The organism is Krasilnikovia sp. M28-CT-15, assembly GCF_047159595.1.
Lineage (GTDB): Bacteria > Actinomycetota > Actinomycetes > Mycobacteriales > Micromonosporaceae > Actinoplanes.
In genome coordinates this window covers 3,801,613-3,825,342 of sequence record NZ_BAAGAK010000001.1, presented here as the reverse complement: position 1 = coordinate 3,825,342, position 23,730 = coordinate 3,801,613, and the positions used below count along the sequence as shown (strand labels likewise).

19 protein-coding genes are annotated in these 23,730 nt (G+C 72.5%); 5 read left to right on the top strand and 14 right to left on the bottom strand.

Going from position 1 to position 23,730, the window contains the following annotated elements; all coding sequences use genetic code 11:
- Positions 1-198 precede the first annotated feature (198 nt).
- Both ACMCNO_RS17605 and ACMCNO_RS17600 read left to right on the top strand, forming a co-directional pair.
- On the top strand, positions 199-984 hold the full coding sequence (locus ACMCNO_RS17605) for a dioxygenase (protein WP_412750523.1): 786 nt from the start codon (positions 199-201) through the stop codon (positions 982-984).
- 81 nt (positions 985-1,065) lie between these two features.
- Positions 1,066-2,073 (top strand): TerC family protein, encoded by a 1,008-nt coding sequence (locus ACMCNO_RS17600; RefSeq protein ID WP_412750522.1) that lies wholly within the window; start codon positions 1,066-1,068, stop codon positions 2,071-2,073.
- A 60-nt stretch (positions 2,074-2,133) separates the two neighbouring features.
- Here ACMCNO_RS17600 and ACMCNO_RS17595 read toward each other — a convergent pair whose 3' ends face one another.
- From ACMCNO_RS17595 to ACMCNO_RS17540, 12 genes are all read right to left on the bottom strand, one after another.
- Complete coding sequence (locus ACMCNO_RS17595; RefSeq protein WP_412750521.1) at positions 2,134-2,382, bottom strand: hypothetical protein; 249 nt, start codon at positions 2,380-2,382, stop codon at positions 2,134-2,136.
- Between the two features lie 182 nt (positions 2,383-2,564).
- Complete coding sequence (locus ACMCNO_RS17590) at positions 2,565-5,360, bottom strand: AAA family ATPase (RefSeq protein WP_412750520.1); 2,796 nt, start codon at positions 5,358-5,360, stop codon at positions 2,565-2,567.
- A gap of 177 nt (positions 5,361-5,537) precedes the next feature.
- Positions 5,538-6,362 (bottom strand): hypothetical protein, encoded by an 825-nt coding sequence (locus ACMCNO_RS17585; RefSeq protein ID WP_412750519.1) that lies wholly within the window; start codon positions 6,360-6,362, stop codon positions 5,538-5,540.
- 203 nt (positions 6,363-6,565) lie between these two features.
- The gene (locus ACMCNO_RS17580; RefSeq protein WP_412750518.1) at positions 6,566-7,567 is read right to left on the bottom strand and encodes a LacI family DNA-binding transcriptional regulator; all 1,002 of its coding nucleotides are present in this window, start codon (positions 7,565-7,567) and stop codon (positions 6,566-6,568) included.
- Between the two features lie 108 nt (positions 7,568-7,675).
- The gene (locus tag ACMCNO_RS17575; RefSeq protein ID WP_412753738.1) at positions 7,676-8,245 is read right to left on the bottom strand and encodes a histidine phosphatase family protein; all 570 of its coding nucleotides are present in this window, start codon (positions 8,243-8,245) and stop codon (positions 7,676-7,678) included.
- Positions 8,246-8,262: 17 nt separating this feature from the next.
- On the bottom strand, positions 8,263-8,910 hold the full coding sequence (locus tag ACMCNO_RS17570; protein WP_412750517.1) for an FMN reductase: 648 nt from the start codon (positions 8,908-8,910) through the stop codon (positions 8,263-8,265).
- The gene (locus tag ACMCNO_RS17565) at positions 8,907-10,001 is read right to left on the bottom strand and encodes an LLM class flavin-dependent oxidoreductase (protein WP_412750516.1); all 1,095 of its coding nucleotides are present in this window, start codon (positions 9,999-10,001) and stop codon (positions 8,907-8,909) included. Before ACMCNO_RS17565 ends, ACMCNO_RS17570 begins: the two co-directional genes overlap by 4 nt.
- A 169-nt stretch (positions 10,002-10,170) precedes the next feature.
- Positions 10,171-11,514, bottom strand: a complete 1,344-nt coding sequence (locus ACMCNO_RS17560; RefSeq protein ID WP_412750515.1) for a carbohydrate-binding protein — start codon at positions 11,512-11,514, stop codon at positions 10,171-10,173.
- 111 nt (positions 11,515-11,625) lie between these two features.
- Complete coding sequence (locus ACMCNO_RS17555; protein WP_412753737.1) at positions 11,626-12,408, bottom strand: alpha/beta fold hydrolase; 783 nt, start codon at positions 12,406-12,408, stop codon at positions 11,626-11,628.
- A 29-nt stretch (positions 12,409-12,437) separates the two neighbouring features.
- A complete protein-coding gene (locus ACMCNO_RS17550; protein ID WP_412753736.1) occupies positions 12,438-13,562 on the bottom strand; it encodes a winged helix DNA-binding domain-containing protein in 1,125 nt (374 codons plus the stop codon).
- Positions 13,563-13,636: 74 nt separating this feature from the next.
- The gene (gene pgi, locus ACMCNO_RS17545) at positions 13,637-15,268 is read right to left on the bottom strand and encodes a glucose-6-phosphate isomerase (protein WP_412750514.1); all 1,632 of its coding nucleotides are present in this window, start codon (positions 15,266-15,268) and stop codon (positions 13,637-13,639) included.
- Between the two features lie 159 nt (positions 15,269-15,427).
- Positions 15,428-16,120: a TetR/AcrR family transcriptional regulator gene (locus ACMCNO_RS17540; RefSeq protein ID WP_412750513.1), complete on the bottom strand. Its 693-nt coding sequence runs from the start codon at positions 16,118-16,120 to the stop codon at positions 15,428-15,430.
- Positions 16,121-16,220: 100 nt separating this feature from the next.
- On the opposite strand from ACMCNO_RS17540, the gene ACMCNO_RS17535 reads away from it, so the two are divergent.
- Entirely contained in the window at positions 16,221-17,147 is a 927-nt protein-coding gene (locus ACMCNO_RS17535; RefSeq protein WP_412750512.1) for an NAD-dependent epimerase/dehydratase family protein, read from the top strand.
- 61 nt (positions 17,148-17,208) lie between these two features.
- On the opposite strand, the gene ACMCNO_RS17530 is transcribed toward ACMCNO_RS17535, so the two are convergent.
- Positions 17,209-19,941: a putative bifunctional diguanylate cyclase/phosphodiesterase gene (locus ACMCNO_RS17530; RefSeq protein ID WP_412750511.1), complete on the bottom strand. Its 2,733-nt coding sequence runs from the start codon at positions 19,939-19,941 to the stop codon at positions 17,209-17,211.
- Positions 19,942-20,110: 169 nt separating this feature from the next.
- Here ACMCNO_RS17530 and ACMCNO_RS17525 point away from each other — a divergent pair, with 169 nt between their 5' ends.
- A complete protein-coding gene (locus ACMCNO_RS17525; protein WP_412750510.1) occupies positions 20,111-20,491 on the top strand; it encodes an MmcQ/YjbR family DNA-binding protein in 381 nt (126 codons plus the stop codon).
- Positions 20,492-20,587: 96 nt separating this feature from the next.
- Here the strand turns inward: ACMCNO_RS17525 and ACMCNO_RS17520 are convergent, their stop codons facing one another.
- A complete protein-coding gene (locus tag ACMCNO_RS17520; protein ID WP_412753735.1) occupies positions 20,588-22,219 on the bottom strand; it encodes a DNRLRE domain-containing protein in 1,632 nt (543 codons plus the stop codon).
- A 290-nt stretch (positions 22,220-22,509) separates the two neighbouring features.
- Between ACMCNO_RS17520 and ACMCNO_RS17515 the strand changes: the two genes are divergently transcribed.
- The gene (locus ACMCNO_RS17515; protein ID WP_412750509.1) at positions 22,510-23,721 is read left to right on the top strand and encodes a dipeptidase; all 1,212 of its coding nucleotides are present in this window, start codon (positions 22,510-22,512) and stop codon (positions 23,719-23,721) included.
- Positions 23,722-23,730: the final 9 nt, after the last annotated feature.

Sequence of the window (23,730 nt, the reverse complement as noted above, 5' to 3'; positions counted from 1 at the left end):
GGCACGACGTCGGCAACTGTTGCGGAAGGCGTAACAGGAACTTCACGCCGACGGCGCGCGGAGGGGCGCACCGACCCGCACTCGCGCAGGCGGCCGGTCAGGAGCGCGGCATCGCACCGGCCCGCCCACGATTATTTGACGAATCAAATAAATCCGCGTACTCTCGGTTGAGTTGAAGCGTCAACCTGGAGGCCCGTGATGAGCACCCCCGCCGCCGAGCGCATGCCCGCGCTGTTCCTCAGCCACGGCGCGCCCCCGCTGGCCGACGACCCGCTGTGGGTCGCCCAGCTCCAGGCCCTGGCTGCCGGGCTACCGCGCCCGCGCGCGATCCTCGTCGCCTCCGCGCACTGGGAGTCGGCGCCGCTCATGCTCGGCGCCACCACCCCGGTCCCGCTCGTCTACGACTTCGGCGGCTTCGCCCCGCACTACTACCAGGTCCAGTACCGGGCCCCTGGCGCGCCGCAGCTGGCCGACCAGGTGGCCGCGCTGATGCCGGACACCGAGACGGTCGCACGCACCGACCGCGGCCTGGACCACGGCGCGTACGTCCCGCTCAAGGTCATGTATCCGGACGCGGACATCCCCGTGCTGCAGATGTCGCTGCCCACCCTCGAGCCGGACCGGCTGCTGGAGCTCGGCGGACGGCTCGCCCCGCTGCGCGACGAGGGGGTCCTCATCGTCGCCTCCGGCTTCACCACGCACGGGCTGCCGTTCCTGCGCGACTTCCGGACCGACGCCCCGGCCCCCGGCTGGTCGCGCGAGTTCGACGACTGGGCGGCCGAGACCCTGGCCCACGGGGCGGTCGACGAGCTGGCCGAGTTCCGCGACCGGGCCCCCGGGATGCCCTACGCCCACCCCACGATCGAACACTTCAGCCCGATGTTCCTGGCCCTGGGCGCCTCCGGTGACCCCGAGCGGGCCCCCGGCCAGCCGATCGACGGCTTCTGGATGGGCCTGGCCAAGCGCTCACTGATCATGGCCTGACCACGGACTTTCAGGGACCTCCCAGCGGGAACCGGGAAAATCGGCAGTACCTGCCGTCTCGATGTCCGGAGGTCGCCGATCATGCTGGAGGTCACCGCGCTCGGCTGGACGCTGACCATCGCGGTCATCGTCGCGCTGCTGGCGCTGGATCTGAGCGTGGGCATACTGCGCCCACATGTCGTCGGCTTCCGGGAGGCCGCCGCGTGGTCGGTGTTCTACATCGCGGTCGCGGTCGCGTTCGGCCTGGTGTTCGCGAGTGTCGCCGGCTGGGACCTGGGGGCGCAGTACTTCGCGGGCTACATCGTCGAGAAGAGCCTGTCGGTCGACAACCTGTTCGTCTTCGTCATCATCATGAGCACCTTCGCGGTACCGGAGAAGTACCAGCAGGAGGTGCTCACGTTCGGCATCATCATCGCCCTGGTACTGCGGGTGATCTTCATCGCGCTCGGGGCGACGCTGCTGTCGCTGTTCTCGTTCATGTTCCTGGTGTTCGGGCTGGTGCTCATCTGGACAGCGGTGCAGCTGTTCCGGCACCGCGACGAGGATCCCAGCGTCGAGGACAACGTGCTCGTGCGGGCCACCCGGCGGATCCTGCCGGTCACCGACGAGTACGTCGGCGGCAAGCTGTTCGCCCGCATCGACGGACGGCGCGTGGCCACTCCGCTGTTCGTCGTGCTCATCGCGATCGGCAGTACGGACCTGCTGTTCGCGCTGGACTCCATCCCGGCCGTCTTCGGCGTCACGGAGCACGCGTACATCGTCTTCGTGGCCAACGCGTTCGCCCTGCTCGGCTTGCGCGCGTTGTTCTTCCTCGTGAAGGGCCTGCTGGACCGGCTGGTGTACCTGTCCACCGGCCTGTCGGTGATCCTCGCGTTCATCGGGGTCAAGCTGGTGCTGCACTGGGCGCACACCGCGATCAGCCCGCAGATCCCGGAAATCAGCACCCCGGCGTCGCTGGTTGTCATCGTGGCGGTCCTGGTGATCACCACAGTGGCGAGTCTGATCAAGGTACGGCGCGACCCGGACGCCACGGCACATGCGGGCAGTGTCCGCAGCCACACCCGCGACCAGCGACCCGTCGAGCGCTGAACGCGTACCGCCCCGGCCACAGTGGGCCGGGGCGGTACGCCACCTCACACGGTCCGGCGCTCAGGCGGCGCGCAGGCCACCCGGTGCGCTGGGCCGGTGCTGGCGCGCCTGGTCCTGCCGGTCGAGGATCTCGCGGATCTCCCGCCCCTGCTGCGGGGCGTGCCGGTTCAGCGTCAGCGCCAGCTCGGTCCGCTCCGCGGGGGTCACGACCGCGGCGAGTTCCGCCTCCAATTCGCGCCGGGCGATCCGCTCGGTACGGCGGTGCGCCCACCGGAGCTGGGCGGCACGGGTCCGGGTCACGAACTCCATGAAAGAGCCCTCCTCACGTTGGGTTATCAACGAGGCATCGTTGCCCCTCTTGTCAACCATCGGCCCGGAATGGTTCTTCCCTGAATCAGCCAGGTAAAACTCTCGCTACGGCGGTGACGGGCGCCACGCGACCGCTGTGCCCCACGTCACCGTGAGTCAGCAAACCTGCCAGGCATGTCAGCTCAGGCCTCCACCGCGGGCCGCACCGGCCCGGCCACCTCGCCGCCCGGCACCAGGCCCAGCCCGGTCAGCCGCGACGTCAGCTGGGTCCGCGACCGCACGCCCACCTTGCGGTAGACCCGGGTGAGGGTGGCCTCGACGGTCTTGACGCTGAGGAACAACCGGGTGGCGATCTCGCGGTTGCTGGCCCCGTCGCGCACCATCGCCGCTACGCGCGCCTCCATGGAGGTCAGTCCCAGGTCGGCCGGGGCCGTGCCGGTCACCGGCGCGGAGGTGCCCGCCATGGCCCGCTCCGTCTGCTCCGCCCACGGCTTCGCCTCGACCTGGAGGAAGATCGTCAGCGCGGCCCCGATCGCGACCCGGGCCGCGGCGTACCGGCGCCGGCGCCGTTCCGCGCCGCCCTGCACCAGCAGCGCGTGCGCCTGCTCGATCGGCTGCCGCAGCTGCTCGAAATGCCGCGCCGCCGCGGCGGAGAGCACCACCGCGGAGTCGGCCTGCCCGCTCTCGGAGAGCACCACGGCGGTGGCCCGGTCCAGATACCCGGCCATGCCCGGCGCCCCCGCCAGCCGGTACGCCGCCGCCCGCGCCTCGGCGAGCGTGGCGGCGGCCTCCGCGTGGTCACCCAACGCGGCCAGGCCACCCGCGAGATCGCCGTGCCAGCGCACGATCATCGGATCGGTCGCGCCCACCGACTCCAGGTCGCGCAGCCGGCGCAGCGCGTCCACCCCGGCCCGGGTGTTGCCGGCCCGCAACTCGGCCTGACCCAGCGCGTGCAGGTTGCGGAGCAGATAGATGCTGTCGCCCTCCTGCTCGCTGGCGCGCACCCCGCGCCGGGCGAAACCGGCCGCCGCGGCGAGGCTGCCCCCGGCCAGCTCCGCCACCGCGGCCGTGTACCAGGTCGGACCGGGGCTCAGCCCGGCGCGCTGGGCGCACGCCACCGCCCGGTGCGCATAACGCAGCGCGTCGCGGCAGCGTGCCGCCCGGGTGGCCACCTCGGACAGGCTGCGCAGCACCTCCACCAGCGCCTCGCCCGTACGGTCCTGCTCGGCGACCGCCAGCAGGCGCAACAGGTCGGCGCGCGCCTCGTCGAGCCGGTCGTCCACCATGGCGAAGCGGGCAGCCAGGTACCGCGGCCCGAGGTGCAGCCAGCCCGGAACCTGGTCGGCGGGCAGGGCCAGCGCCCGCTGGAGGGTACGGGTCCACTCCGGCTCACCGCGCAGCCGCTGTGCCTGAGCCAGCGTGCTGAGCACCATCGCCTCCGTGGTCGGGTCTCCGGCCAGCCGGGCCGCGGTGACCGTTCGCCCGGCCTCGGCGATCGTCGCGTCCAGATCGCCGGCCACCATCGCCGCCCACGTCAGCCGCAACCGCACCGGCCCCACCAGCGCGGGGTCGTCGCCCGCCTCGATCAGGGCCGCGGCGAACATCTCCCCCATGTCGGCCAGAGCCTGACCGGCCAGGTCGAGCAGCACCAGCCGCGCCCGGACCCGGTGCCCGGGCGGCGCCTCGGCGGCCAGCACGGCCTCCGCGGCCCGCCCGGCCAGCGCCGGGGCGCCCGCGGTGGCGGCGGTCCGGGCCGCGGCCACCAGCCAGTCCAGGCGGTGCGCCGCCAGCGAGTGCGGGCACCGGTCCGCGGCCAGCAGGTACAGCTCCGCGGCACTGCGGCCGGCGCCGCGGCCCGCGGCCCGCTGCGCCTCGGCGGCCAGGGCGCGGGCCACCTCCGGATCAGGGCGCCCACTTTGCAGCGCGCGGTGCCGCACAGCGTCCGTGGGACCGACCGCCGCGGCCGCGAGTGCGCCGTGCGCCGCGGCGCGCCGGGCCGCGCCCGCGTCCTCGGCCAGCACCTGCGCCAGCGCGGGCGGGACGAAGCGGATGGCGTCGCCGTCCAGCTCCACCGCGCCCGCGGCCGCGGCCAGCCGCAGCTCCCGCTCGGCGTCCTCGCGGCCCGCCCGGATCAGTACGGTGGCCGTCGGCTCCGGGGCCAGCGCCGCCAGCAGCAGCGTGTCGGCGACCTCGGCGGGCAGCGCGGCCACCCGCTCACGCAGCAGGGCGCGCGCCGGTTCGGGCAGCGGCGCCGGTCGCCACGCCGGCCCGGGCGGCATCGCGGCCCCCAGAGCCAGGGCCAGGAACGGGTTGCCGCCGCTGGCCTCGTGCAACCGGCTGGCGGTACGGCACGGCAGACCGTGCGCCTCCAGCAGGGCGGTCAGGTCGTCGGCGGACAGTGGTGGCACCGCCAGCTCGCTGACCGGCGCCGGGCACAGCCGTACGGCCCGGCGCCGGCCGACCGCGTCCGGCAGACGCTGCGCGGCCAGCACCCGCACCCGCGCGCCCGGGCGACGGCGCATCGCGAAGCCGATCAGCTCGGCCGACTCGGCGTCCAGCCACTGCACGTCATCGAGTACGAGCAGCACCGGGGCCAGCCGGGCACACTGGGCCAGCAGCAGCGGCAGCACGAGGCGGCGGGCGAGCGCGGTGCCCGCCGTACGCGACGACACCCCCTGGCGCAGGGCGGCCAGCGCGGTCCGCTGGGCGGGCGGCAGTGCCGCGGCGGCGGCCGCCGGAACCTGGTCGACGAGGTCGGCGACGCCCGCGTACGGCACCGCCTGCTCGGTGCGTGCCGGGCGCAACCGCAGCACCAGATCCCCGCGGGCCGCGGCCGCGGCGCTCACCGCGTCCAGCAGCGCGGTCTTGCCGATGCCGGCCGGGCCGTGCAACGCGACGCCGCCACCGGCAGCGAGGCGGCCCCCGATCGCCGCCAGCAGAGACGCCCGCCCGAACAGGGCGGTCTCGTCCGGCTGCATGCGGGTGTCCAGGGCCGTCTCCCCAGGTTGGCCAATGGCTGATCGACCTCAGCCTAGGAAGAGGCGGCGTGCGACATCAATGATTTTGCATAGGACGATCCATCGATCTTGTCACAGCGTGTTCTTGTTCTCGTTCTTCTTCCTGCCCGCGGCGCCCCGCGCCGCAGGATGTCGCGACTAGGGCGAGTCCCGCAGCGTGCTCCATGATCCGTAGTGGTGGACGGCGATGCCGGTGAACGCCGGATAGTCGGCGGCGGCCACGTCCACGTCGTCCAACGTGTTGGCCAGCCGCTGCTGCCCCTCCTCGAAGAAGGTGCAGTACGGGCAGTCCGGCAGTGAGGCGGTCTCGGCCGCCAGCCGCACGGGGATCCCGGCGGCGCCGCCGCGCAACAACATGTCGGAACCCACGTCCATGATCGAGTTCGGGCCGGTGGCGGTGTCGCGGTAGCTCATCACGGTGACCGCGTCGACGCGCGTCAGCACCGAGTCGGCCAGCGTGGCGGTCTCGGCGGGGATGGTGTGGTACCAGAACGGCACGTCGGCCTCGAGCGGGCGGGCGTCGTCGGCCTGCAGCGCGTCGAGCAGCTGCAGGTACGCGGCCACGGTGCCGGGCTGGTCGGTGCTCCAGGCATTCAGCGCGTACGGCTCCACGTCGACGTGGCTGCGCGCGAACAGTTTGGTGCCCAGCGCGGACCTCTGCCAGGCCCGTGCGCTGGCGATGTCGAAGACCCAGCCCGGCTCGCCGCCCAGCGCCGACAGGGCGATGCCGTCGCGGTCGGCGCGCTTCTTGAGGTCCTTGAGCCGCGGCAGGTCGCCGCTGGCGCCGATGTTCGGCTCGACGAACGTGAAGATCTCCCGCACGTCGTGGTCCTTCGCCCAGGTGATCACCGTGGCGGGATCGGCGCGGTTCCACAGCCACATCGCCCGTCCCGGCGAGGCCGCCCGGGCCGGCGCGGGCCCGCCCACCACCATCACGGCCACCACGGCCACGGCGGTCAGCACGACCACACTCCCCCATGTCGTCACCGTCCGCCACGACGCCATCCGATGCCCCCGATTCGCGCGCGATCCGCCACCCACGCTAACCACACAGGTCAGTCGGGGTGGCCCGACGTCGACAAGCGACACCAACGGGGTGCATGACGGGACGCGGCCACCCGGGGCGATGCCGCCGCGCGGGGGCGACCGGCAGGCACGCCGCGCGCTCAGGTCGACGCGCGCCGGACCACCCGGGTGATCTCCTCCCCCGGGCCCGGCGGCGCGGGCCGCCCGCCGATCACCTCGACGATCGTCTCGGACAGGTACTCCGCGAGCGCCACCTGATCCGTGGTGACCGTGCTGAGCGCCGGGTCGGCCAGGCGGGCCGCGACGATGTCGTCCACCCCGATGACCGCGAGGTCGCCCGGCGCGACCAGGCCGCAGGCGCGCAGCCCGGCCAGCACGGCCAGCGCCACCTCGTCGTTGTACGCGCACACCCCGGTCACCCCCGCGTCGCGCCAGTCGCGGACCGCCGCCGCAGCCGCGTCGGCGTCGAGCGGCACCGTCCGGGTCACCGGCGCGGGCAGGCCGAGCCCGGCACAGGCCGCCCGGGCCCCGTCCCGGCGCGGGTCCGCGAAGATGGCCACCCGGCGGTCGTCCGGATACGCGTACCCGAGGCGCAGGTGCCCGAGCGCACCCAGGTGCTCGGCCTGCAACCGACCCACCCGCTGCTGCGGCACCTCGAGTTCGCCGGGGCGCTGCCGGGACCGGCCCAGCAGCGCGACCAGCGACGCCACCCCGGCGGCGCGCATCGCCGCGACCTCGGCGGCCGACAGATCCTCGAACGCCAGCACGGCGGCGGGGGTGATCGCCTTCCAGACCTCCGCGATGGGCCGGTCCTCGCGGGTGGACGGGTGCGCGACGAAGGTCATGCCGCGGCGGGCCAGCGCGGCGGACAGGTTGCCGAGCAGCGCGCCGACCTCCGGGCCGACGGGCCAGTCCGGCAGCAGGCAGAGCACCACGTCGGACCGCCCGCTGCGCAGTGTCCGGGCCGCCGCCGAGGGCGCGTAGTCGAGCCGGGCGGCAGCCTCCAGCACCCGGCGCCGGGTCTCCGCGGGGATGCTCTGGTGTGGAGTGTCGTTGAGGACGTAGCTGACCGTGGCCCGCGACACCCCCGCCTCGCGGGCGACGTCCGCGCTGGTGACACGCCGCACCCTGCCTTCGGCCATGCGCCCGCCGTCCCCCTCCGGTGCCCGCCGCCCGCGCCGGGCGACCGGGTCCACGGTACTGACACCGGATCGGTCGGCGGTGCAGGTGCCCGGGCTTGCAACCCCGGGTCAGCCGGCGGCGTTCCAGGTGTCCAGGACCTCGGTGCCGTGCTCGAAGCCGAGCGCGGACAGGGTCGCCGTGTCCAGCCGCAGCCGGCCGCCCCCGCTCGGGGGCAGGCCGATCCAGCGGGCACCGGCCACCCGCAGCGCGTGGCCGTGCGCCACGAGCGCGACGTCGCCGCCGGCCAGCAGCGTACGGGCGCGGGCCAGCACCCGGTCCAGCCGGGCACCGGCCTGCTCCGGGGACTCCCCGCCGGGGGAGCCGTCGGTCCACAGGGACCAGCCGGGCCGCGTCGAGTGGATCTGCGCGGTGGTGATCCCCTCGTACTCGCCGTAGTTCCATTCCGCCAGGTCCTCGGTGACCTCGGTGGGGGTCAGCCCGGCGAGTTCCGCGGTGCGCAGCGCCCGGGCCCGCGGGCTGCACAGCACCGCGGCGAAGCGGTGTCCGGCCAGCCGGGCACCGAGCGCCCGGGCCTGCTCCTGCCCGGCCGGGGTCAGCTCGACGTCGGTGTACGACGTGTGCCGCCCGGTCGCGCTCCACGCCGTCTGCCCGTGCCGGATCAGCACGATCCGCGCCATCGCGTTGTTCACGGGTGTCAGCCTGCCAGCAGCTCCTCGAACGAGGTGGTAAGAGCGAACGGATCCGCCCCTACGGCCGTCTCCCGGCCCGCCTCACGGGCCAGCTCACCGGCCGCCCGGTCGATGCGCGCCCGCAGCGAGCCCTGCGCCTGCGCCCCGGCCCAGTCGTCGCCGGCGGCCAGCACGGCCGTCGGCATGACGACCGCACCCAGGTACGCGAACAGCGGACGCAGGGCGTGTTCCAGCGCCAGCGAGTGGCGGGCGGTGCCCGCGGTCGCCGCGATCAGCACCGGCTTGCCCGCCAGCGTGTCCGGCTCGAGCACGTCGAAGAACGACTTGAACAGCCCGCTGTAGCTGGCGCTGAAGATCGGCGTGACCGCGATCAGCGCGTCGGCGGACGCCACCGCGTCGAGGGCGTCGCCCAGCGCCGCCGGGGCGAAGCCGGTGAGCAGGTGGTTGGTGATGTCGTGGGCCAGTTCGCGCAGCTCGATCACGCGGACCTCCAGCCGGGTGCCGTCACGGTCGGCCGCCGTCACGGTCGCCGCAGCCAGCCGGTCGGCCAGCAGGCGGGTGGACGACGGCCGGGTCAGCCCCGCACTGACCACGACCAGGGTGCGCGGCGTCCGGCCGGGCCCGCTGGTCATGCCCTCGGTGTGCTGGGTCATGACTGGGTGACCTCCTGAGGTTCCGGGCGGGCGGCCAGCAGCGAGGCGTGGGTGGGCGCCTCGGGCACGTGCGCGGGCCTGCGCGCGGCGAACTCGCGACGGAGCACCGGCAGGATCTCACCGAGCAGGTCGAGCTGCTCCAGCACGGTCCTGAGCGGCAGTCCGGCGTGGTCGAGCAGGAACAGCTGGCGCTGATAGTCCCCGACGTACTCGCGGAAGCCCAGGGTGCGGTCGATGACCTGCTGCGGGCTGCCGACGGTCAGCGGCGTCTGCTCGGTGAACTCCTCCAGCGACGGGCCGTGGCCGTACACCGGGGCGTTGTCGAAGTACGGCCGGAACTCGCGCACCGCGTCCTGCGAGTTGCGGCGCATGAACACCTGGCCGCCGAGGCCGACGATGGCCTGGTCCGCGTCGCCGTGGCCGTAGTGGGCGAAGCGCTCGCGGTACAGCGCGACCATCTTCTGGGTGTGTGACGCCGGCCAGAAGATGTGGTTGGCGAAGAACCCGTCGCCGTAGTACGCGGCCTGTTCGGCGATCTCCGGGCTGCGGATGGAGCCGTGCCAGACGAACGGCGGGATCCCGTCGAGCGGGCGCGGTGTCGAGGTGAACGACTGCAGCGGCGTGCGGAACTTGCCCGACCAGTCGACCACGTGCTCGCGCCAGAGCCGGTGCAGCAACGCGTAGTTCTCGATCGCGAGGGGGATGCCCGCCCGGATGTCCTTGCCGAACCACGGGTAGACCGGCCCGGTGTTGCCGCGCCCCAGCATGAGGTCGACCCGGCCGCCGGCCAGGTGCTGCAGCATCGCGTAGTCCTCGGCGATCTTGACCGGGTCGTTGGTGGTGATCAGCGTGGTGGCCGTCGACAGCAGCAGGGTGGAGGTCTGCCCCGCGATGTAGCCCAGCAGCGTGGTGGGTGAGGACGGCACGAACGGCTCATTGTGGTGCTCGCCGGTGGCGAAGACGTCGAGTCCGACCTCCTCGGCCTTGCGGGCGATCGCCACCATCGCGGTGATCCGCTCGTGCTCGCTCGGCGCCCTTCCGGTGGTGGGATCGGGTGTGACGTCGCCGACCGTGAAGATCCCGAACTGCATGACCTCTCCTGAGCCTCGGACCGGGTACGGGTGCGTCCCGGACTGCCCCGCACAACATTCTTGACTCGTCAACTATTTCATAGGCTGACGAGAGGTGTGCGGTGAGTGCGCTCACGCCGGACGGGACTGCGCCCACCCGGGGTGGCCCGAACCCCGGGTGGGCGCAGGGTCAGCGGCCCTGCAGCGCCCGGACGTTGTCGCCGAACGTCCAGCCGCGCGAGCCGTCCCAGTTCGCCGACCACGTCATCAGGCCTTTGATCCCGCTGACGCTGCCGTACGCCTGGGCGACCAGCGACGGGCTCATGTATCCCCCGCCCGCGCCCGGCTGGGCGGGCAGGCCCGGCACCTGCTTGTCGTACGGGACGCGGATCGTGGTGCCCTGTACCACCAGGCCGGAGTTGAGGCACTGGGTCTGGGTGACGAAGCCCTGCACCGTCCCCGCCTGGTACGAGTCGCCCGCACAGCCGTACATGCTGCCGTTGTAGTACTGCATGTTGAGCCACCAGAGGCGGCCGTTGTCGGCGTACTTCTTGATGATGGGCAGGTAGGCGCCCCAGATCGAGCCGTAGGTCACGCTGCCACCGGTCACGTACGCGGTCTCCGGCGCCATGGTCAGGCCGAAGTTCGACGGCATCTGGGCGAGGACCCCGTCGATGATCCGGATGAGGTTGGCCTGCGAGGCCGACAGCGTGCCGATGTTGCCGCTGCCGGTGAGGCCGGTCTCGATGTCGATGTCGATGCCGTCGAAGTTGTACTTCTTCAGGATCGGCACGATGGTGGCCACGAACCGGTCGGCGACCGCGCTGGAGCTCAGGTCGATGCCGGCCGCCGCGCCGCCGATCGACATGAGGATGGTCGCGCCGGACGCCTTGGCCTGACACATCTCCGCCGGGGTGGCGATCTTGACGCCCGCGTCCATGCCGTCCTCCCACAGCACCGTGCCGTCGGAGCGGATCACCGGGAACGCGGCGTTGATGACGTTGTAGCCGTGCTGCCCGAGGCGGCTGTCGGTGACGGGGACCCAGCCGAGTCCGGGGTGCACCCCGTTGCTGGCGCCGTCCCAGTTCTCCCAGTACCCGACGAGGACCTTGCCCGCCGGGCGGGACTTCACAGCGCAGGTCCCGCCGGTGGGCGGGGTCGTCGTGGGTGGCGTGGTCGTGGGCGGGGTGGTCGTCGGCGGCGTGGTAGTGGGCGGGGTCGTGGTCGGCGGGGTGGTGGGGCCGCCGGTGCAGGCGCCGAGATCCGTCCAGAGTGACGGGGTCGAGGCCGGGTTCCAGCCCGCGCCCACGTACGCGGTGTGCGTCACCAGGGCCTGGTAGAGGTGACCTTGATAGGTCACCTGGGTGCCCGCCGTGTAGGTGTTGCCCTCCGCCCACACGGTGGCGCTGCATGCGATCGCCGCGGCGTCCGCAGTGGAGACGGCGGCCATGCCGTCGGGCGCGACCGCCACCGCCACCGCGATGGTCATCGCCGCACCGGTTATCAGGGCGAACGCCCGACGTCGAGTTCTCACGGCACTCCCTGAAGTCAGCGGTCCAGGCTGGTGCCAAACATATTGACGTTTGTGAACAGTATTTACAAGGGTTGTTAACAGATTCGGGTGCGGCGATGTCTTCGGGGCTGGTCAGGCCGCCAGGAAGGGGCGTAGTACCTCGGCCGTGGCCTGCGCGGGGATGGCATGATTCTCGCCGCCGGCGACCTCCGCGTGCCGGGCCGCGGGGATCGTGGCGACGAGGTCCCGCGCGACCTGGGCCAGCCAGGGCCACGTCGCGGCTCCGTTGAGCACCAGGGTCGGCACGGTCACCGCGGTCATTGCGGAGGTCGGCACGGCCACCTCAGTGGTGATCGTGGCGTCGTAGACCACGCTCTGCGCCACCGCCTCCAGGTCCGGCCAGATCGGGGACCGCCGCATCTGCGCCACCGCCTCGGGCGCCAGCCCCACCCCCTCGGTCTGGAACAACGCGACCGCGTCGCCCCGGCGACCCTGCTGCACCAGCGCATCCATCCGTTGCGGCAGATCGGCGGGCCGCCGCGGCGCCGGGCCGAGCAGGAACGGCGGCTCGTACAACGCGAGATGGGTGATGCCCGCCCGGGCGGGCCCGACGGCCGCGGCCCTCAGCGCCAGCACGCCGCCCGAGGAGTACCCGAACAGCGCGGCCCGGCCGCCCGCCACGTTGATCAGGGCGGCCAGGTCCTCCAGTTCGCGCTCGATCGCGTACGGACGGGTGTCGCCGCTGCGGCCGCGGGCCCGGCGGTCGTAGCCGATGACCGTGTGGTCGGCGGCCAGGGCCGCGGCCAGCGGATCACCGACGGTGTGGTCGTTGAACGCCCCGGCCACCACGATCAGCGGCGAGCCGGAACCGACGGCCTCGTACGCGATCGCCGTGCCGTCGGCGGACGTGGTCATCTCCACGGTCGGGCTCCTGCTCTGCACACTCAGGACTCCGGCCAGCGCACCCGCAGCGGCAGGCCGTGAAACGCGGCGTACGGTTCCAGGGCCTGCTCGGCCCGGCGCCGCTCCCCCGCCCGTAGCGGGACCAGCGGCAGCACGTCGACAGAGACCGCCGCGCGGCCCATGGTGCGGGTCCAGGTGGCGACCACCCGGCCCGCGCGCACGATCGTCGCCCGGAAGACCCCGTTGCCGCCCGGGATGATCGCCTGTTTGTGCTCGTCGTCCACCATCAGCGAACGGTCCTTGTAACCCAGCAGGAACTCGTCGAAGCCGGACAGCGCCCACCAGTCGTCGCCGGGCGCGGCCGCGGTGGTGTCCGCATCGAGCAGGGCCGCGTCGAGCAGGGCGGCGTCGGCGATCATCTCGACGCCGTCCACGTCGACCGTGGCGAGGGCGGCGCCGGCGGCCGCGACGCCCGCTTTGGCGTCCGTCGCGGTCAGGCCCGTCCAGCCGACGAAGTCCTTGCGGGGGGCGGGGCCGTGGCTGCGGAAGTAGCGCAGCGCGATGATGCCGAGCGCCTCCTCGCGGCCGGGCCGGTTCGGCTTGGGCGCCCACTCGTCGAGCAGGACGAAGCTCTGTTCCTTGCCGATGTTCGGCGCGATGCAGGTGACGCCGCGTTGGCTGGCATACCACAGCAGGTGGTAGCCCAGCTGGCCGGCGACCTCGACACCCGCGTCGGCCAGCGCGGCCATGCACTGCGACCGGGTCAGCCGCTTGCCCCCGGCCAGCGCGGCACCCAGCACCTCCACGCTGCGCTCGGCGGTCTGCTCGTCGAGCCCGAGGAACGCCCGGCGCTTGGCGGCCCCGGCGAGGGCGCGCACCCCCATGAGGTCGAGCATCCAGTGCGCGTCGGCGGGCGGAACGAGGTGGACGGTGCCGCGCATCGGCCAGGTACGGATCGCCTCGCGCCGCTCCAGGGCCGCGGTGACGTCGGCGAGCGTGCTGCCCGGCAGCCGGGCGCCCAGCGACCACTGCCCGCTGGCCAGATCCTGCGCCTGCATCGCGCCGAACCACTCCACGATCCCGGCGACGTCACCGGGCGCCCCGGCGGGGTGCGTGCTCAGCAGCAGGCTGCGCGTACGCAGATCGAGGGCGTCGGCAGCGGAGATCTTCACGGCGGCAGCCTACGACGGGGCACCGACAGAAAAGGGCGGCCCGGCGGGGGCCGCCCTTTCTCAAAGCCTTACCGGCCGCGCTGGGCGCGGTAGCGCGCGATCAGCCCGTTGGTCGACGAGTCGTCGGTGGCGGGCGGTGCCGCGGACGCGGTCAGCTTCGGGGCCAGCTGGTTCGCCATGACCTTGCCCAGCTCCACGCCCCACTGGTCGAACGGGTTGATCTCCCAGATGGTGCCCTGGGTGAACACGATGTGCTCGTACAGGGCGATCAGCTGGCCCAGCGCGGCCGGGGTGAGCTCGCGGCCGAGGATCGTGGTGGTGGGGTGGTTGCCCCGCATCACCTTGTGCGGCACCAGCGCCTCGGGCACCCCCTCGGCCCGCACCTGCTCGGCCGTGCGGCCGAAGGCCAGCGCGCCGGTCTGGGCGAGGAAGTTCGACATGAACAGGTCGTGCATCTCGCCGAGATCGTGGTTCGGCCGGCTGAAGCCGATGAAATCGGCCGGGATCAGCTTCGTGCCCTGGTGGATCAGCTGGTAGAACGCGTGCTGGCCGTTCGTGCCGGGCTCGCCCCAGAAGATCTCCCCGGTCTGGAACTCCACCTCGCTGCCGTCCAGCCGCACCGACTTGCCGTTGCTCTCCATGGTGAGCTGCTGCAGGTAGGCGGCGAACCGGTGCAGATACTGCGCGTACGGCAGCACCGCGTGCGACTGGGCGCCCAGGAACGAGTCGTACCAGACGTTGAGCAGGCCCAGCAGGACCGGCACGTTGCGCTCAAGCGGCGCCGTACGGAAATGCTCGTCCATGGTGTGATAGCCCGCCAGCATCGCGCGGAACTGCTCCGGCCCGACCGCCACCATCACGGCGAGCCCGACCGCGGAGGGCAGCGAGTACCGGCCGCCCACCCAGTCCCAGAAGCCGAACATGTTCTGCGTGTCGATGCCGAAGTCGGCCACCCGCTGCGCGTTGGTGCTGACCGCCACGAAGTGCTTGGCCACCGCCGCCTGGTCACCGCCCAGGCCCGCCAGCAGCCAGTCCCGGGCCTGGCGCGCGTTGGTCAGGGTCTCCTGCGTGGTGAACGTCTTGGACACCACGATGAACAGGGTGCTGGCCGGGTCCAGGTCGTGGGTCTTCTGCCACAGGTCGGTCGGGTCGATGTTGGACACGAACCGGCATTCCAGCTGCGGGTCCTTGTATGCCTTCAGCGCCTCGTACGCCATCACCGGGCCGAGGTCGGAACCGCCGATGCCGATGTTGACCACGGTGCGGATCCGCTGGCCGGTGTGCCCCACCCACTGACCCGAGCGCACCCGCTCGCTGAACGCGGCCATCCGGTCCAGTACCGCGTGCACGTCCGCCACCACGTCCTGCCCGTCGACCACCAGCGACGCGTCGCGGGGCAGCCGCAGAGCGGTGTGCAACACGGCCCGGTCCTCGGTGGAGTTGATGTGCTCACCGGCGAACATCGCGGCGATCCGCTCGCGCAGCCGGGCCCGCTCGGCGAGCGCGAACAGCGCGTTCATCACCTCGTCGGTGACCAGGTTCTTGCTGTAGTCGACGTACAGGTCGCCGACCTCGGCGGTGAGCGTCTCGCCGCGCCGGGGGTCGGCGTCGAACAGCTCACGCAGATGCACCGCCGAGAACTTCTCGGCGTAGGACTGCAACGCCTGCCACTCCACGCTGTCGGACACGTGCTCACTCATGCCTGTCTCCCGCCTGAACCCGGACTCTCGTCGCCATCCTGGCACGAACCCCCACCGCCCTGCCGCACTTCCCCCGTCAGCCCTGGCCCCGTCAGCCCCGGCCCCGTCAGCCCCGGCCCCGTCAGCCCTGGCCGGTCCACTGCGGCCGCGGCGCCGCGGTCAGGGCGGGGGGACCGCGAGGCCGGCCGCCGAGGCGGCGCCGCGGATCTGGAACTCGAAGAAGCCGCGGCGGTCGTCTTCGATGGAGTTGGCGAGCTGGCCGAACAGTTCGCCGCTGATGGCGCCGCAGAGCTGGAAGTACAGCGCGAACGTGCTGGCCAGCACGCGTACGGGGATGCCGGGGCCGAGATCCGCGGCCACGGGGGTGAGTTCCTCGGCGAAGCGCCCGGTCAGCGGCGCGCCGAGGTCAAGCTCCCCGGCCTGGTAAGCCTCCATCAGGAGGTGCCCGATCAGCAGCGGCACCCGGATGCCCGGGCCGACGGTGTCCTTTGGCGCGGCGTACCCAGGGACCGGGGTGCCGTAGATCAGCGCCCACCGGTGCGGCTGTGCCAGGGCCCAATCGCGGATCGCCGAGGCCACCGCCAGCAGGCGGTCCAGGGGTGGGCCGGCGGCGGCCCCAGCCTGTTCCGCGGCCTCGCCCACCGCGTCGTACGCGTCGATGATCAGCGCCGTGAGCAGCTCGTCGCGGCTGGCGAAGTAGCGGTAGACCGCGGAGGACGCCATGCCCAGGTCCCGGGCGACGGCCCGCAGCGACAGGTTCGCGCCCTCGCTGGCCAGGTGACGCAGGGCCACCGCCTTGATCTCTTCGGTCATCTCGGCCCGGATCCGGGCGCGAACTCCTGAGGCGCTCATGCGAACAGTGTGCCACAGCGAGAGCGGTGCTCTTGCTTTTCGGTCCACCGCGTGCGACCGTTGTTCTCGACAGAGAGCAGTGCTCACAAGGGAGAACGCCATGGCTCAGCACGTCGTCGTCGGATCCGGACCGATCGGCACCACGGTCGCCCAGCTGCTGGCCGAGCGCGGGGACAGCGTCCGGATGGTCACCCGCAGCGGCTCCGGCCCTGCGCATCCGCTGATCGAGCGGGTCGCCGCGGACGCTTCGACCGACCGGCTGACCGCGCTCACCGCGGGCGCCGAGGTGCTCTACAACTGCGCCAACCCCCGATACACCGAGTGGGAGAAGCTCTGGATCCCGATGAACGACGCCATGATCACCGCGGCGAAGGCGGCCGGGGCGGTCTACGCGATCACCGGAAACCTCTACGGGTACGGCCCGCAGCCCGACGGCCGGATGACCGAGCACACGCCGCCGGCCGCTACCGGCCGCAAGGGCCGGGTCCGCATCCGGATGTGGCGCGACGCGCTGGCCAGCGGCGTACCCACCGTCGAGGCGCGCGGCTCGGAGTACCTCGGCGGCGGCGCGAACGGCGTCTTCTCCGCGGTGATCCTGCCCGCGGTGCGCTCTGGTCGCACCGCCTGGATGCCGGGCGACCCGGATCTGCCGCACACGTTCACGTACACCGGCGACATGGCCCGGGCACTGGTGAGGCTCGCCCGCGACGAGCGGGCGCACGGCCACGCCTGGCACGTGCCCTCCGCCGAGCCGGTCACCGTACGGGAGCTGGCCCGGCGATACTGCGAGGTGACCGGCGACGCCCCGGTCACCCTGCGGCGGCTGCCCCGCTTCGTGATGCGTGCCGCCGGTCTGGTCGTGCCGATGGCGCGCGAGCTGGCCGAGATGGACTACCAGTTCTACCGGCCGTTCGTGATGGACAGCGACCTCACCCAGCGCACCTTCGGCCTGCGCCCCACCCCGCTGGAGGTGGGCATCCGGGAAACCGCGCAGGCCGCGGAGGCCACCGCGGCCCGCCGGATGTGAGGCGGGCGGCGGGACCGAAACGGGCCGCCGTCGATCCGCGGCGGCCGGTCCGGCGCGGGCCTCAGGCCGCGACTGCGGGGGTCGGCAGCCCGTTCACCAGCAGCTTTCCGGCCTCCGGGGCCGGCAGCGGACGGGACAGGTAGTAGCCCTGCGCGAACGGGCAACCCATCTCCCGCAGCACGGTGAGCTGAACCTCGTCCTCGATGCCCTCGGCGACGGTCGCCATCCCGAGGCTCTGCCCCAGCTGCACGATCGTGCGCACCAGCGCGACGTCCTCGCGGTCGCCGCCACCGAGCCGGTCCACGAAGGACCGGTCGATCTTGAGGATCTCCATGGGGAAGCGGCGCAGGTACGCCAGCGACGAATAGCCCGTACCGAAATCGTCCATCGCGAGGGTGACCCCGAGCGCCCGGATGCGCTGCAGCTGGGCGAGGTTCTCGTCGGTGTCGGTGAGCAGCACGCTCTCGGTCATCTCCAGGCGCAGCCGCTCGGCGGGCATCCCGGTCTCCGCCAGCACCTCGGCGACCATCTCGGCGAGATCGCCGTGGTCGAACTGGCGTACCGAGACGTTCACCGCCATGGTGAGGTCGCGGTCGCCGTCGGCACCCCAGGCCACCGCCTGGCGGCACGCCTCGGCCAGCACCCAGCGCCCCAGCGGCACGATCAGCCCGGTCGCCTCCGCGATGCCGATGAACTCCAGCGGCGACACCATCCCGCGGGTCGGGTGGTGCCAGCGCACCAGCGCCTCGAAACCGACGATCAGGCTGGACTGCAGGTCCACGGTCGGCTGGTAGTGCAGCGCGAGCTGGCCCTGCTCCAGCGCGACCCGCAGGTCGGCCTCCAGCTGCAGCCGCTCCACGAGCACGTTGTGCATCTTCGGGTCGTAGCTGGCGACGCCGCCGCCACCACCCGACTTGGCCTTGTACATCGCCAGGTCGGCGTTGCGCAGCAGCTGGTCGGTGTCGTCGGCGTCCGCGCCGGAGGCCAGGCCGATGCTGGCGCCGACGTGCAGCTCCCGGCCGTCGACCGTGACCGGCTCGCCGATGGCGGCCACGATGCGCCGGGCCACCGCCTCGGCGTCGCGGGTGGCGGCGATGGACTGCACGAGTACGGCGAACTCGTCGCCGCCGAAGCGGGCCACGGTGTCGTGTTCCCGGACGGTCTCCCGGATCCGGGCGGCCACCCGCACCAGCAGCTCGTCGCCGGCGGCGTGCCCCAGGCTGTCGTTGACCTCCTTGAACCCGTCGAGGTCCAGGAACAGGATCGCGACCTCGGCACGCGCACCGGCCGCCGCCAGCGCCTCCTCCAGCCGCTCCCGGAACAGCGCCCGGCTGGCCAGCCCGGTCAGCCCGTCGTGGTACGCCGTGTGCAGCAGCTGGTCCTGCAGCTCCTTGGCGTCGTGGATGTCGCGGGTGTTGAGCACGAAGCCGCCGACCGCGGGATCGTCGAGCAGGTTCGTGACGGTCATCTCCGCCAGCCGCACCCGCCCGTCGAAGTGCCGGATCGGCACCTCGATCACGGTCGAGGCGTACAGCTCGTCGCGCACGGCGGCGATGGCGGCGGCGATGTGCGGGCCTGCCGCCTTCCCCGAGACCTCCACGAGCCGGTGGCCCAGGAGCATCGTCGCGGGATAGCCGAAGATGCGTTCGACGGAGTCGCTCTGGTAGCGGATCGTCGAATCCGCCGAGATGATCGCGACGGAGTCGGAGCTCTGCTGCACCAGGGCGCGGAACCGCTGCTCGCTGGCGTGCAACTCGGCGGTGCGGACCGCGACGCGGGACTCCAGATGCCGGGTCAGGTGCCGGTTCTCGCGCAGCGTGATCAGCTGGCGGACCAGGATCAGCACGATCAGCACGGTCCGCGACCAGGCGAAGAACGAGTCCGCATGGCCCGTGCGCGCGAACCAGACGATGCTGACCAGGACGGCGCCGACCACGGCCGCGTACGGCAGGGCGATCGCGAACGGCCGCTCGACCACCGCGGCATCGTCCTGCTCCAGGTCCTCCGGCACCTGCTGGCCACGCAGCCGCGCCGCCAGCAGCACCAGCGCGAAGCCCGCGAACCAGCCGACGTCGAGCACACCGCCGCTGCGGTAGTCGCCCTGGAGCGAGACCAGGACGTACATCGAGTCCGTGACGCAGATGACCACCATGGCCGCGCCGACCAGTAGCGTCATCCCGGCCTGCGCACCGCGGCGGCGCAGCAGCGCCAGCACGTGCAGCACGACCGTGATGAGCACGACGTCGCCCAGCGGGTACGCGAGGGTGACCGACAGTTCGGCGGTGGAACTGCCGGACGACCCGATCAACGGCGCGACCACCATGAGCCAGGCCACGAGAAGCAGCGAGGTGCCGATCATCAGGCCGTCGACGACGCTGCGCAGCCGGTGCGCGAGGGTCTGCCGGGCGACGGGCGCCAGCAGCAGCCCGGCCGCGATGAACGGAAGCATCGCCAGGTAGCCCACGTCCGCCACCGAGGGGAACGGCACCTCGCCGCGCAGCACGGTCTCCTGCCAGGTCCAGATGCCCTGCCCGGTCGCCCAGGAGAGCAGGCCGGCCCCGGTGCCGAACCAGAAGCCCCGCACCCGGCCCCGGGAGCGGGCCCCACGCAGCAGGCAGGCGCCCGAGGTGACCGCGGTCAGCGCGAAGGTCCCGACGTTGGAGACGTCCCGGGTCAGGGTCTCGCCGCCCAACCCGGTGATCATCCACGCCGCGAAGACGGCGACCACACCGAGCACGACGGCGGTGCCGGGGCGCATGCCACTCACGGCCGCGTACACGCGCCTGAGGGTCATCGCCGGCACCTCCCGAGTCGGTGGGGCACGCGTGCCCGATGGCACGCTGTCCTCGTCGAGATCGGGCAGTCGAGCGCGGATCTGAGGGGTTCACCGCAGCGTGAGACGGTTTTGTCGCACCCGCGCGGTACCACTACGGCAACCAGCCCCCAATCGATCAGGAGGCGCCATGGCGACCTGGGAGGATGTGCGCACGATCACGGCGGCGCTGCCGGAGACGGTGGAGCGCGCACCGCGCGAGTGGCGGGCCCGGGACAAGAATCTCGCCTGGGAACGACCCCTGCGCAAGGCCGACTACGCGGCCCTGGGCGATGCGGCACCCGACGGCGACATCCTCGGGGTACGGGTGGCGGACGTGGGCGTGGCCGAGGCCCTGTGCGCCGACGACCCGGTGGTGTACTTCCGCACCCCCCACTTCGCGGGGTATCCGGCGGTGCTGGTCCGACTCGGCGTGATCGAGCCGGACGAGCTGCGGCAGCTACTGGTGGATGCCTGGCTGGCCCGCGTGCCCAAGCGGATGGCCCAGGCGTATCTGGACGCGCATCCCTGACCCGGCGCCGCCGCGGCTCATCGCCAGGTCCGGGTGCGGTCATGGCACGAGCCGCCCGGCGAAGGCCGGGCGGCTCGTGGTGTGGCTGGGTGCCGGTCAGGCGATCTTGACATTGAAGATCGGGTTGGCGGCGAGGGTCTTGAAGGCGGCCAGGTTGGCCGGGGTGCTGTCGATGCTGATGTCCCGGTCGCCCTCGTCGTCGTGCTTGGTGTCGAAGTACACGATCGCCTTGATGTTCGGGCGCTTGGCCAGCTCCGGCAGGACGCTGTTGTAGCCCTCGGTCTTGTCGGTGGTCTTGCCGATGCGGTGGTAGACGCCCCACTCCGCGATCATGATCGGCTTCGACGCGTGCTGGGTGGTGGCCCAGTCGTACCAGCCCTGGCCACCGCCGGACGGCTGACGGTCGAGCAGGTCACCGAACTTGCCGTAGTGGTAGTAGCCCTTCTCCGCCGAGACGTACGAGTCCAGGCCGACCCAGTCCACGACGTCGTCGCCGGGGTAGAGGTCCTTCCACCAGGACTGCGCCATCCACTTCTCGTTACCCATGTACGCCATCACGTTGACCGCGTTGTCCACGCCCTTGCTGTCCAGCCGCTGGATGACGTGGCGGTACATGGCGGCGAAGTCCTTGGCCTCCATGCCGGAGCCCTTCTTGGCGATCACGTCGTTCTCCGGCTCGTGGTTGAGCACCAGGAAGAACTCCTGCGGGTACGTGGTCTTGATCCGCTGCGCGAACGCGTCGATCCGCTTGTCCTGCTCACCGGCGGCGACCTTCGCCCAGGTGGACCCGTAGGCGACCTTCCAGTTCACCAGCAGCACGCGGGGGTGCGCCGGGTCCTGGGTCATCGCGATCTCGCTCTTGGTCGGGAAGACCTCGTCACCCTTGTGGTAGGTGTGGAAGATCGACGCGTCCCGGCCGGACAGCTGCTCCCACTTCTTCAGCTCCGCATCCCGCGGGGCCGAGGTGAAGCCACCGGCCGCGGCACCCCACAGCACGCCACACGACGGGACGAGCAGGTCGCCCGTGACGCACTCCTGCGCTGCCGGCGGCGTCGTCGGAGGCGTCGTGGGAGGCGTGGTCGGAGGCGTCGTGGGAGGCGTCGTCGGCTTCGGCGGCGTCGTCGGAGGCGTGGTCGGCTTCGGCGGCGTCGTGGGAGGCGTCGTCGGCTTCGGCGGCGTCGTGGGCTTGGGAGCCGGCGTCGTGACGGTCAGCTGCGGGCCGCCGTCCGGGTTCTCCGCCGAGCGGATCCGGGTCACCGCGGCGTCGGAGCGCAGCGCGAACGCGTACACGCCGGGCTTGGTGACGACCTTGCTCAGGTCGATGCTCAGCTGGGTACCGGCCGCCTTGGCCGTGCCGAGGCCGGCACCGAGCGCGGGGGCGTTCGCCGCGGTCAGGGTCTTCTCGTTGAACCCGCCACTGAGCTGGTTCACCTTGACGGTTCCGCCCGGGGCGCTCTCCAGCGGCAGATCCAGCCGGGCGCCGGTGACCTTGGTGCCGGCCGGGACGGTGAACTCCACGTACCCGGTCTTGACCTCCTTGCCGGCCTTACCGGCGGCGAGCTTGTCCTCCTTGCCGAACGCCGTGGTGCGGCGGGTGCTGGAGGTGTAGGAGTCGTCCGAGGCCGCCAGCTTCACCTGCTGACCCGCCGGCGCGGCGGCTGGCGCGGCGTGTGCGGCCAACGGCGCCAGAAGTGCGGTGCCCGTGCCGGCCAGCATCGCGCCGACCATGGTCACTGACTTGCGGACCTTGCGACCCAATTGAATCTCTCCCCCGATCGTTCCGGCCCATGTCAGCCGGTCACGTGAATGAGATTCGGGGTCGTGCGGTGCGCCTCCCGGTCCCGGAAGGTTGCCCGCCGGTTGCACCTCGTACTTTCGGCCGGAGCACGTCGCTGCCCGGGCCGCAACGCCACGCCGGTAGGTCTTCCGCGAGCGCTGAACGGGCGATCGTGACCGCCCATGGTGGACAGTGGCGACCACCTTGTCGTGGTCCGCGTCACATCTGACAGGCTTGCCGGGTGACTGACACCGTCGCGCGGGTCCTGCGCGCCATGCCGGTAATAGACGGGCACAACGACCTGCCCATGGCGCTGCGGGCGCGCGCCGGGTACGACGTGTCCGGCCTGGACCGGCACCGGCCCGAGTTCCAGACCGACCTGCCCCGGCTGCGCGCGGGCGGGGTCGGCGCCCAGTTCTGGTCCGTCTTCGTGCCCGGCGACCTGCCGGAATCCGAGGCGGTGGCGGCCACCATGGAGCAGGTCGACGCCGTGTACCGGCTCGTCGGGGCGTACCCGCGTGACCTTGAGATCGCCTACGACGCCGACGGCGTCGAGGCGGCGATCGCCGCCGGGCGGATCGCCTCACTCATCGGGATCGAGGGCGGGCACAGCCTGGCCACCTCGCTGGGGGTGCTGCGCGGGTTCGCCCGGCTGGGCGTGCGATACGTGACCCTCACCCACAACCAGCACACGTCCTGGGCGGACGCGGCCGCCGCCGAGCCCGTGGTGGGTGGCCTCAACGACGTCGGGCGGGCCGTTGTGCGGGAGATGCAGCGCATCGGCGTCATCGTCGACCTGTCCCATGTCGCCCCGGTCACCATGCATGCCGCCCTCGACGTCGCGCAGGCGCCCGTACTGTTCAGCCACTCGTCGTGCCGGGCCCTGACCGACCATGTCCGCAACGTCCCGGACGCCGTGCTGGCCCGGCTGGCGGACAACGGCGGGGTGGTGCAGGTGACGTTCGTGCCGTCGTTCGTGTCCCCGGCGGTGGCGGAGTGGACCGCGGCGTACTCGGCGCAGCGGGAACGGCTCGGCCCGACCGCCGACGAGGCCCCCTGGCCGCGGGCGCCCCGGCCCGGCGAGTCCGCCGCCGCGCTCGCCGCCGCCCAGGCGCCCCCCGAACCCGGCGATGACCCGCGCCTGCGGGACTGGCTGGCCGCCCATCCCCGGCCTGAGGCGACCCTCGCCCAGGTCGCCGACCATGTCGAACACGCCCGCGAGGTCGCCGGGCTGGAGCACATCGGGCTGGGCGGCGACTACGACGGCACGGACCGGCTGCCGGTGGGGCTGGCGGACGTCTCGGGATATCCGCGTCTGCTGGCCGAGCTGGTGCAGCGCGGGTGGTCCGAGGCGGAACTGGAGAAACTGACGGGGCGCAACGTGCTGCGGGTGCTGCGGGCGACTCAGGAGGCGGCGCAGGAGACGCTCTGGCCGGGCTCGCCCGCGCGCTGAGGGGCGGAT

What these genes read in the sequence shown, in the direction of transcription:
- ACMCNO_RS17605 (WP_412750523.1), top strand. Translation starts at nt 199, where the DNA reads ATGAGCACCCCCGCCGCCGAGCGCATGCCCGCGCTGTTCCTCAGCCAC.
- ACMCNO_RS17600 (WP_412750522.1), top strand. Translation starts at nt 1,066, where the DNA reads ATGCTGGAGGTCACCGCGCTCGGCTGGACGCTGACCATCGCGGTCATC.
- ACMCNO_RS17595 (WP_412750521.1), bottom strand. Translation starts at nt 2,382, where the DNA reads ATGGAGTTCGTGACCCGGACCCGTGCCGCCCAGCTCCGGTGGGCGCAC.
- ACMCNO_RS17590 (WP_412750520.1), bottom strand. Translation starts at nt 5,360, where the DNA reads ATGCAGCCGGACGAGACCGCCCTGTTCGGGCGGGCGTCTCTGCTGGCG.
- ACMCNO_RS17580 (WP_412750518.1), bottom strand. Translation starts at nt 7,567, where the DNA reads ATGGCCGAAGGCAGGGTGCGGCGTGTCACCAGCGCGGACGTCGCCCGC.
- ACMCNO_RS17575 (WP_412753738.1), bottom strand. Translation starts at nt 8,245, where the DNA reads ATGGCGCGGATCGTGCTGATCCGGCACGGGCAGACGGCGTGGAGCGCG.
- ACMCNO_RS17570 (WP_412750517.1), bottom strand. Translation starts at nt 8,910, where the DNA reads ATGACCCAGCACACCGAGGGCATGACCAGCGGGCCCGGCCGGACGCCG.
- ACMCNO_RS17565 (WP_412750516.1), bottom strand. Translation starts at nt 10,001, where the DNA reads ATGCAGTTCGGGATCTTCACGGTCGGCGACGTCACACCCGATCCCACC.
- ACMCNO_RS17555 (WP_412753737.1), bottom strand. Translation starts at nt 12,408, where the DNA reads ATGACCACGTCCGCCGACGGCACGGCGATCGCGTACGAGGCCGTCGGT.
- pgi (WP_412750514.1), bottom strand. Translation starts at nt 15,268, where the DNA reads ATGAGTGAGCACGTGTCCGACAGCGTGGAGTGGCAGGCGTTGCAGTCC.
- ACMCNO_RS17540 (WP_412750513.1), bottom strand. Translation starts at nt 16,120, where the DNA reads ATGAGCGCCTCAGGAGTTCGCGCCCGGATCCGGGCCGAGATGACCGAA.
- ACMCNO_RS17535 (WP_412750512.1), top strand. Translation starts at nt 16,221, where the DNA reads ATGGCTCAGCACGTCGTCGTCGGATCCGGACCGATCGGCACCACGGTC.
- ACMCNO_RS17530 (WP_412750511.1), bottom strand. Translation starts at nt 19,941, where the DNA reads ATGACCCTCAGGCGCGTGTACGCGGCCGTGAGTGGCATGCGCCCCGGC.
- ACMCNO_RS17525 (WP_412750510.1), top strand. Translation starts at nt 20,111, where the DNA reads ATGGCGACCTGGGAGGATGTGCGCACGATCACGGCGGCGCTGCCGGAG.
- ACMCNO_RS17520 (WP_412753735.1), bottom strand. Translation starts at nt 22,219, where the DNA reads ATGGTCGGCGCGATGCTGGCCGGCACGGGCACCGCACTTCTGGCGCCG.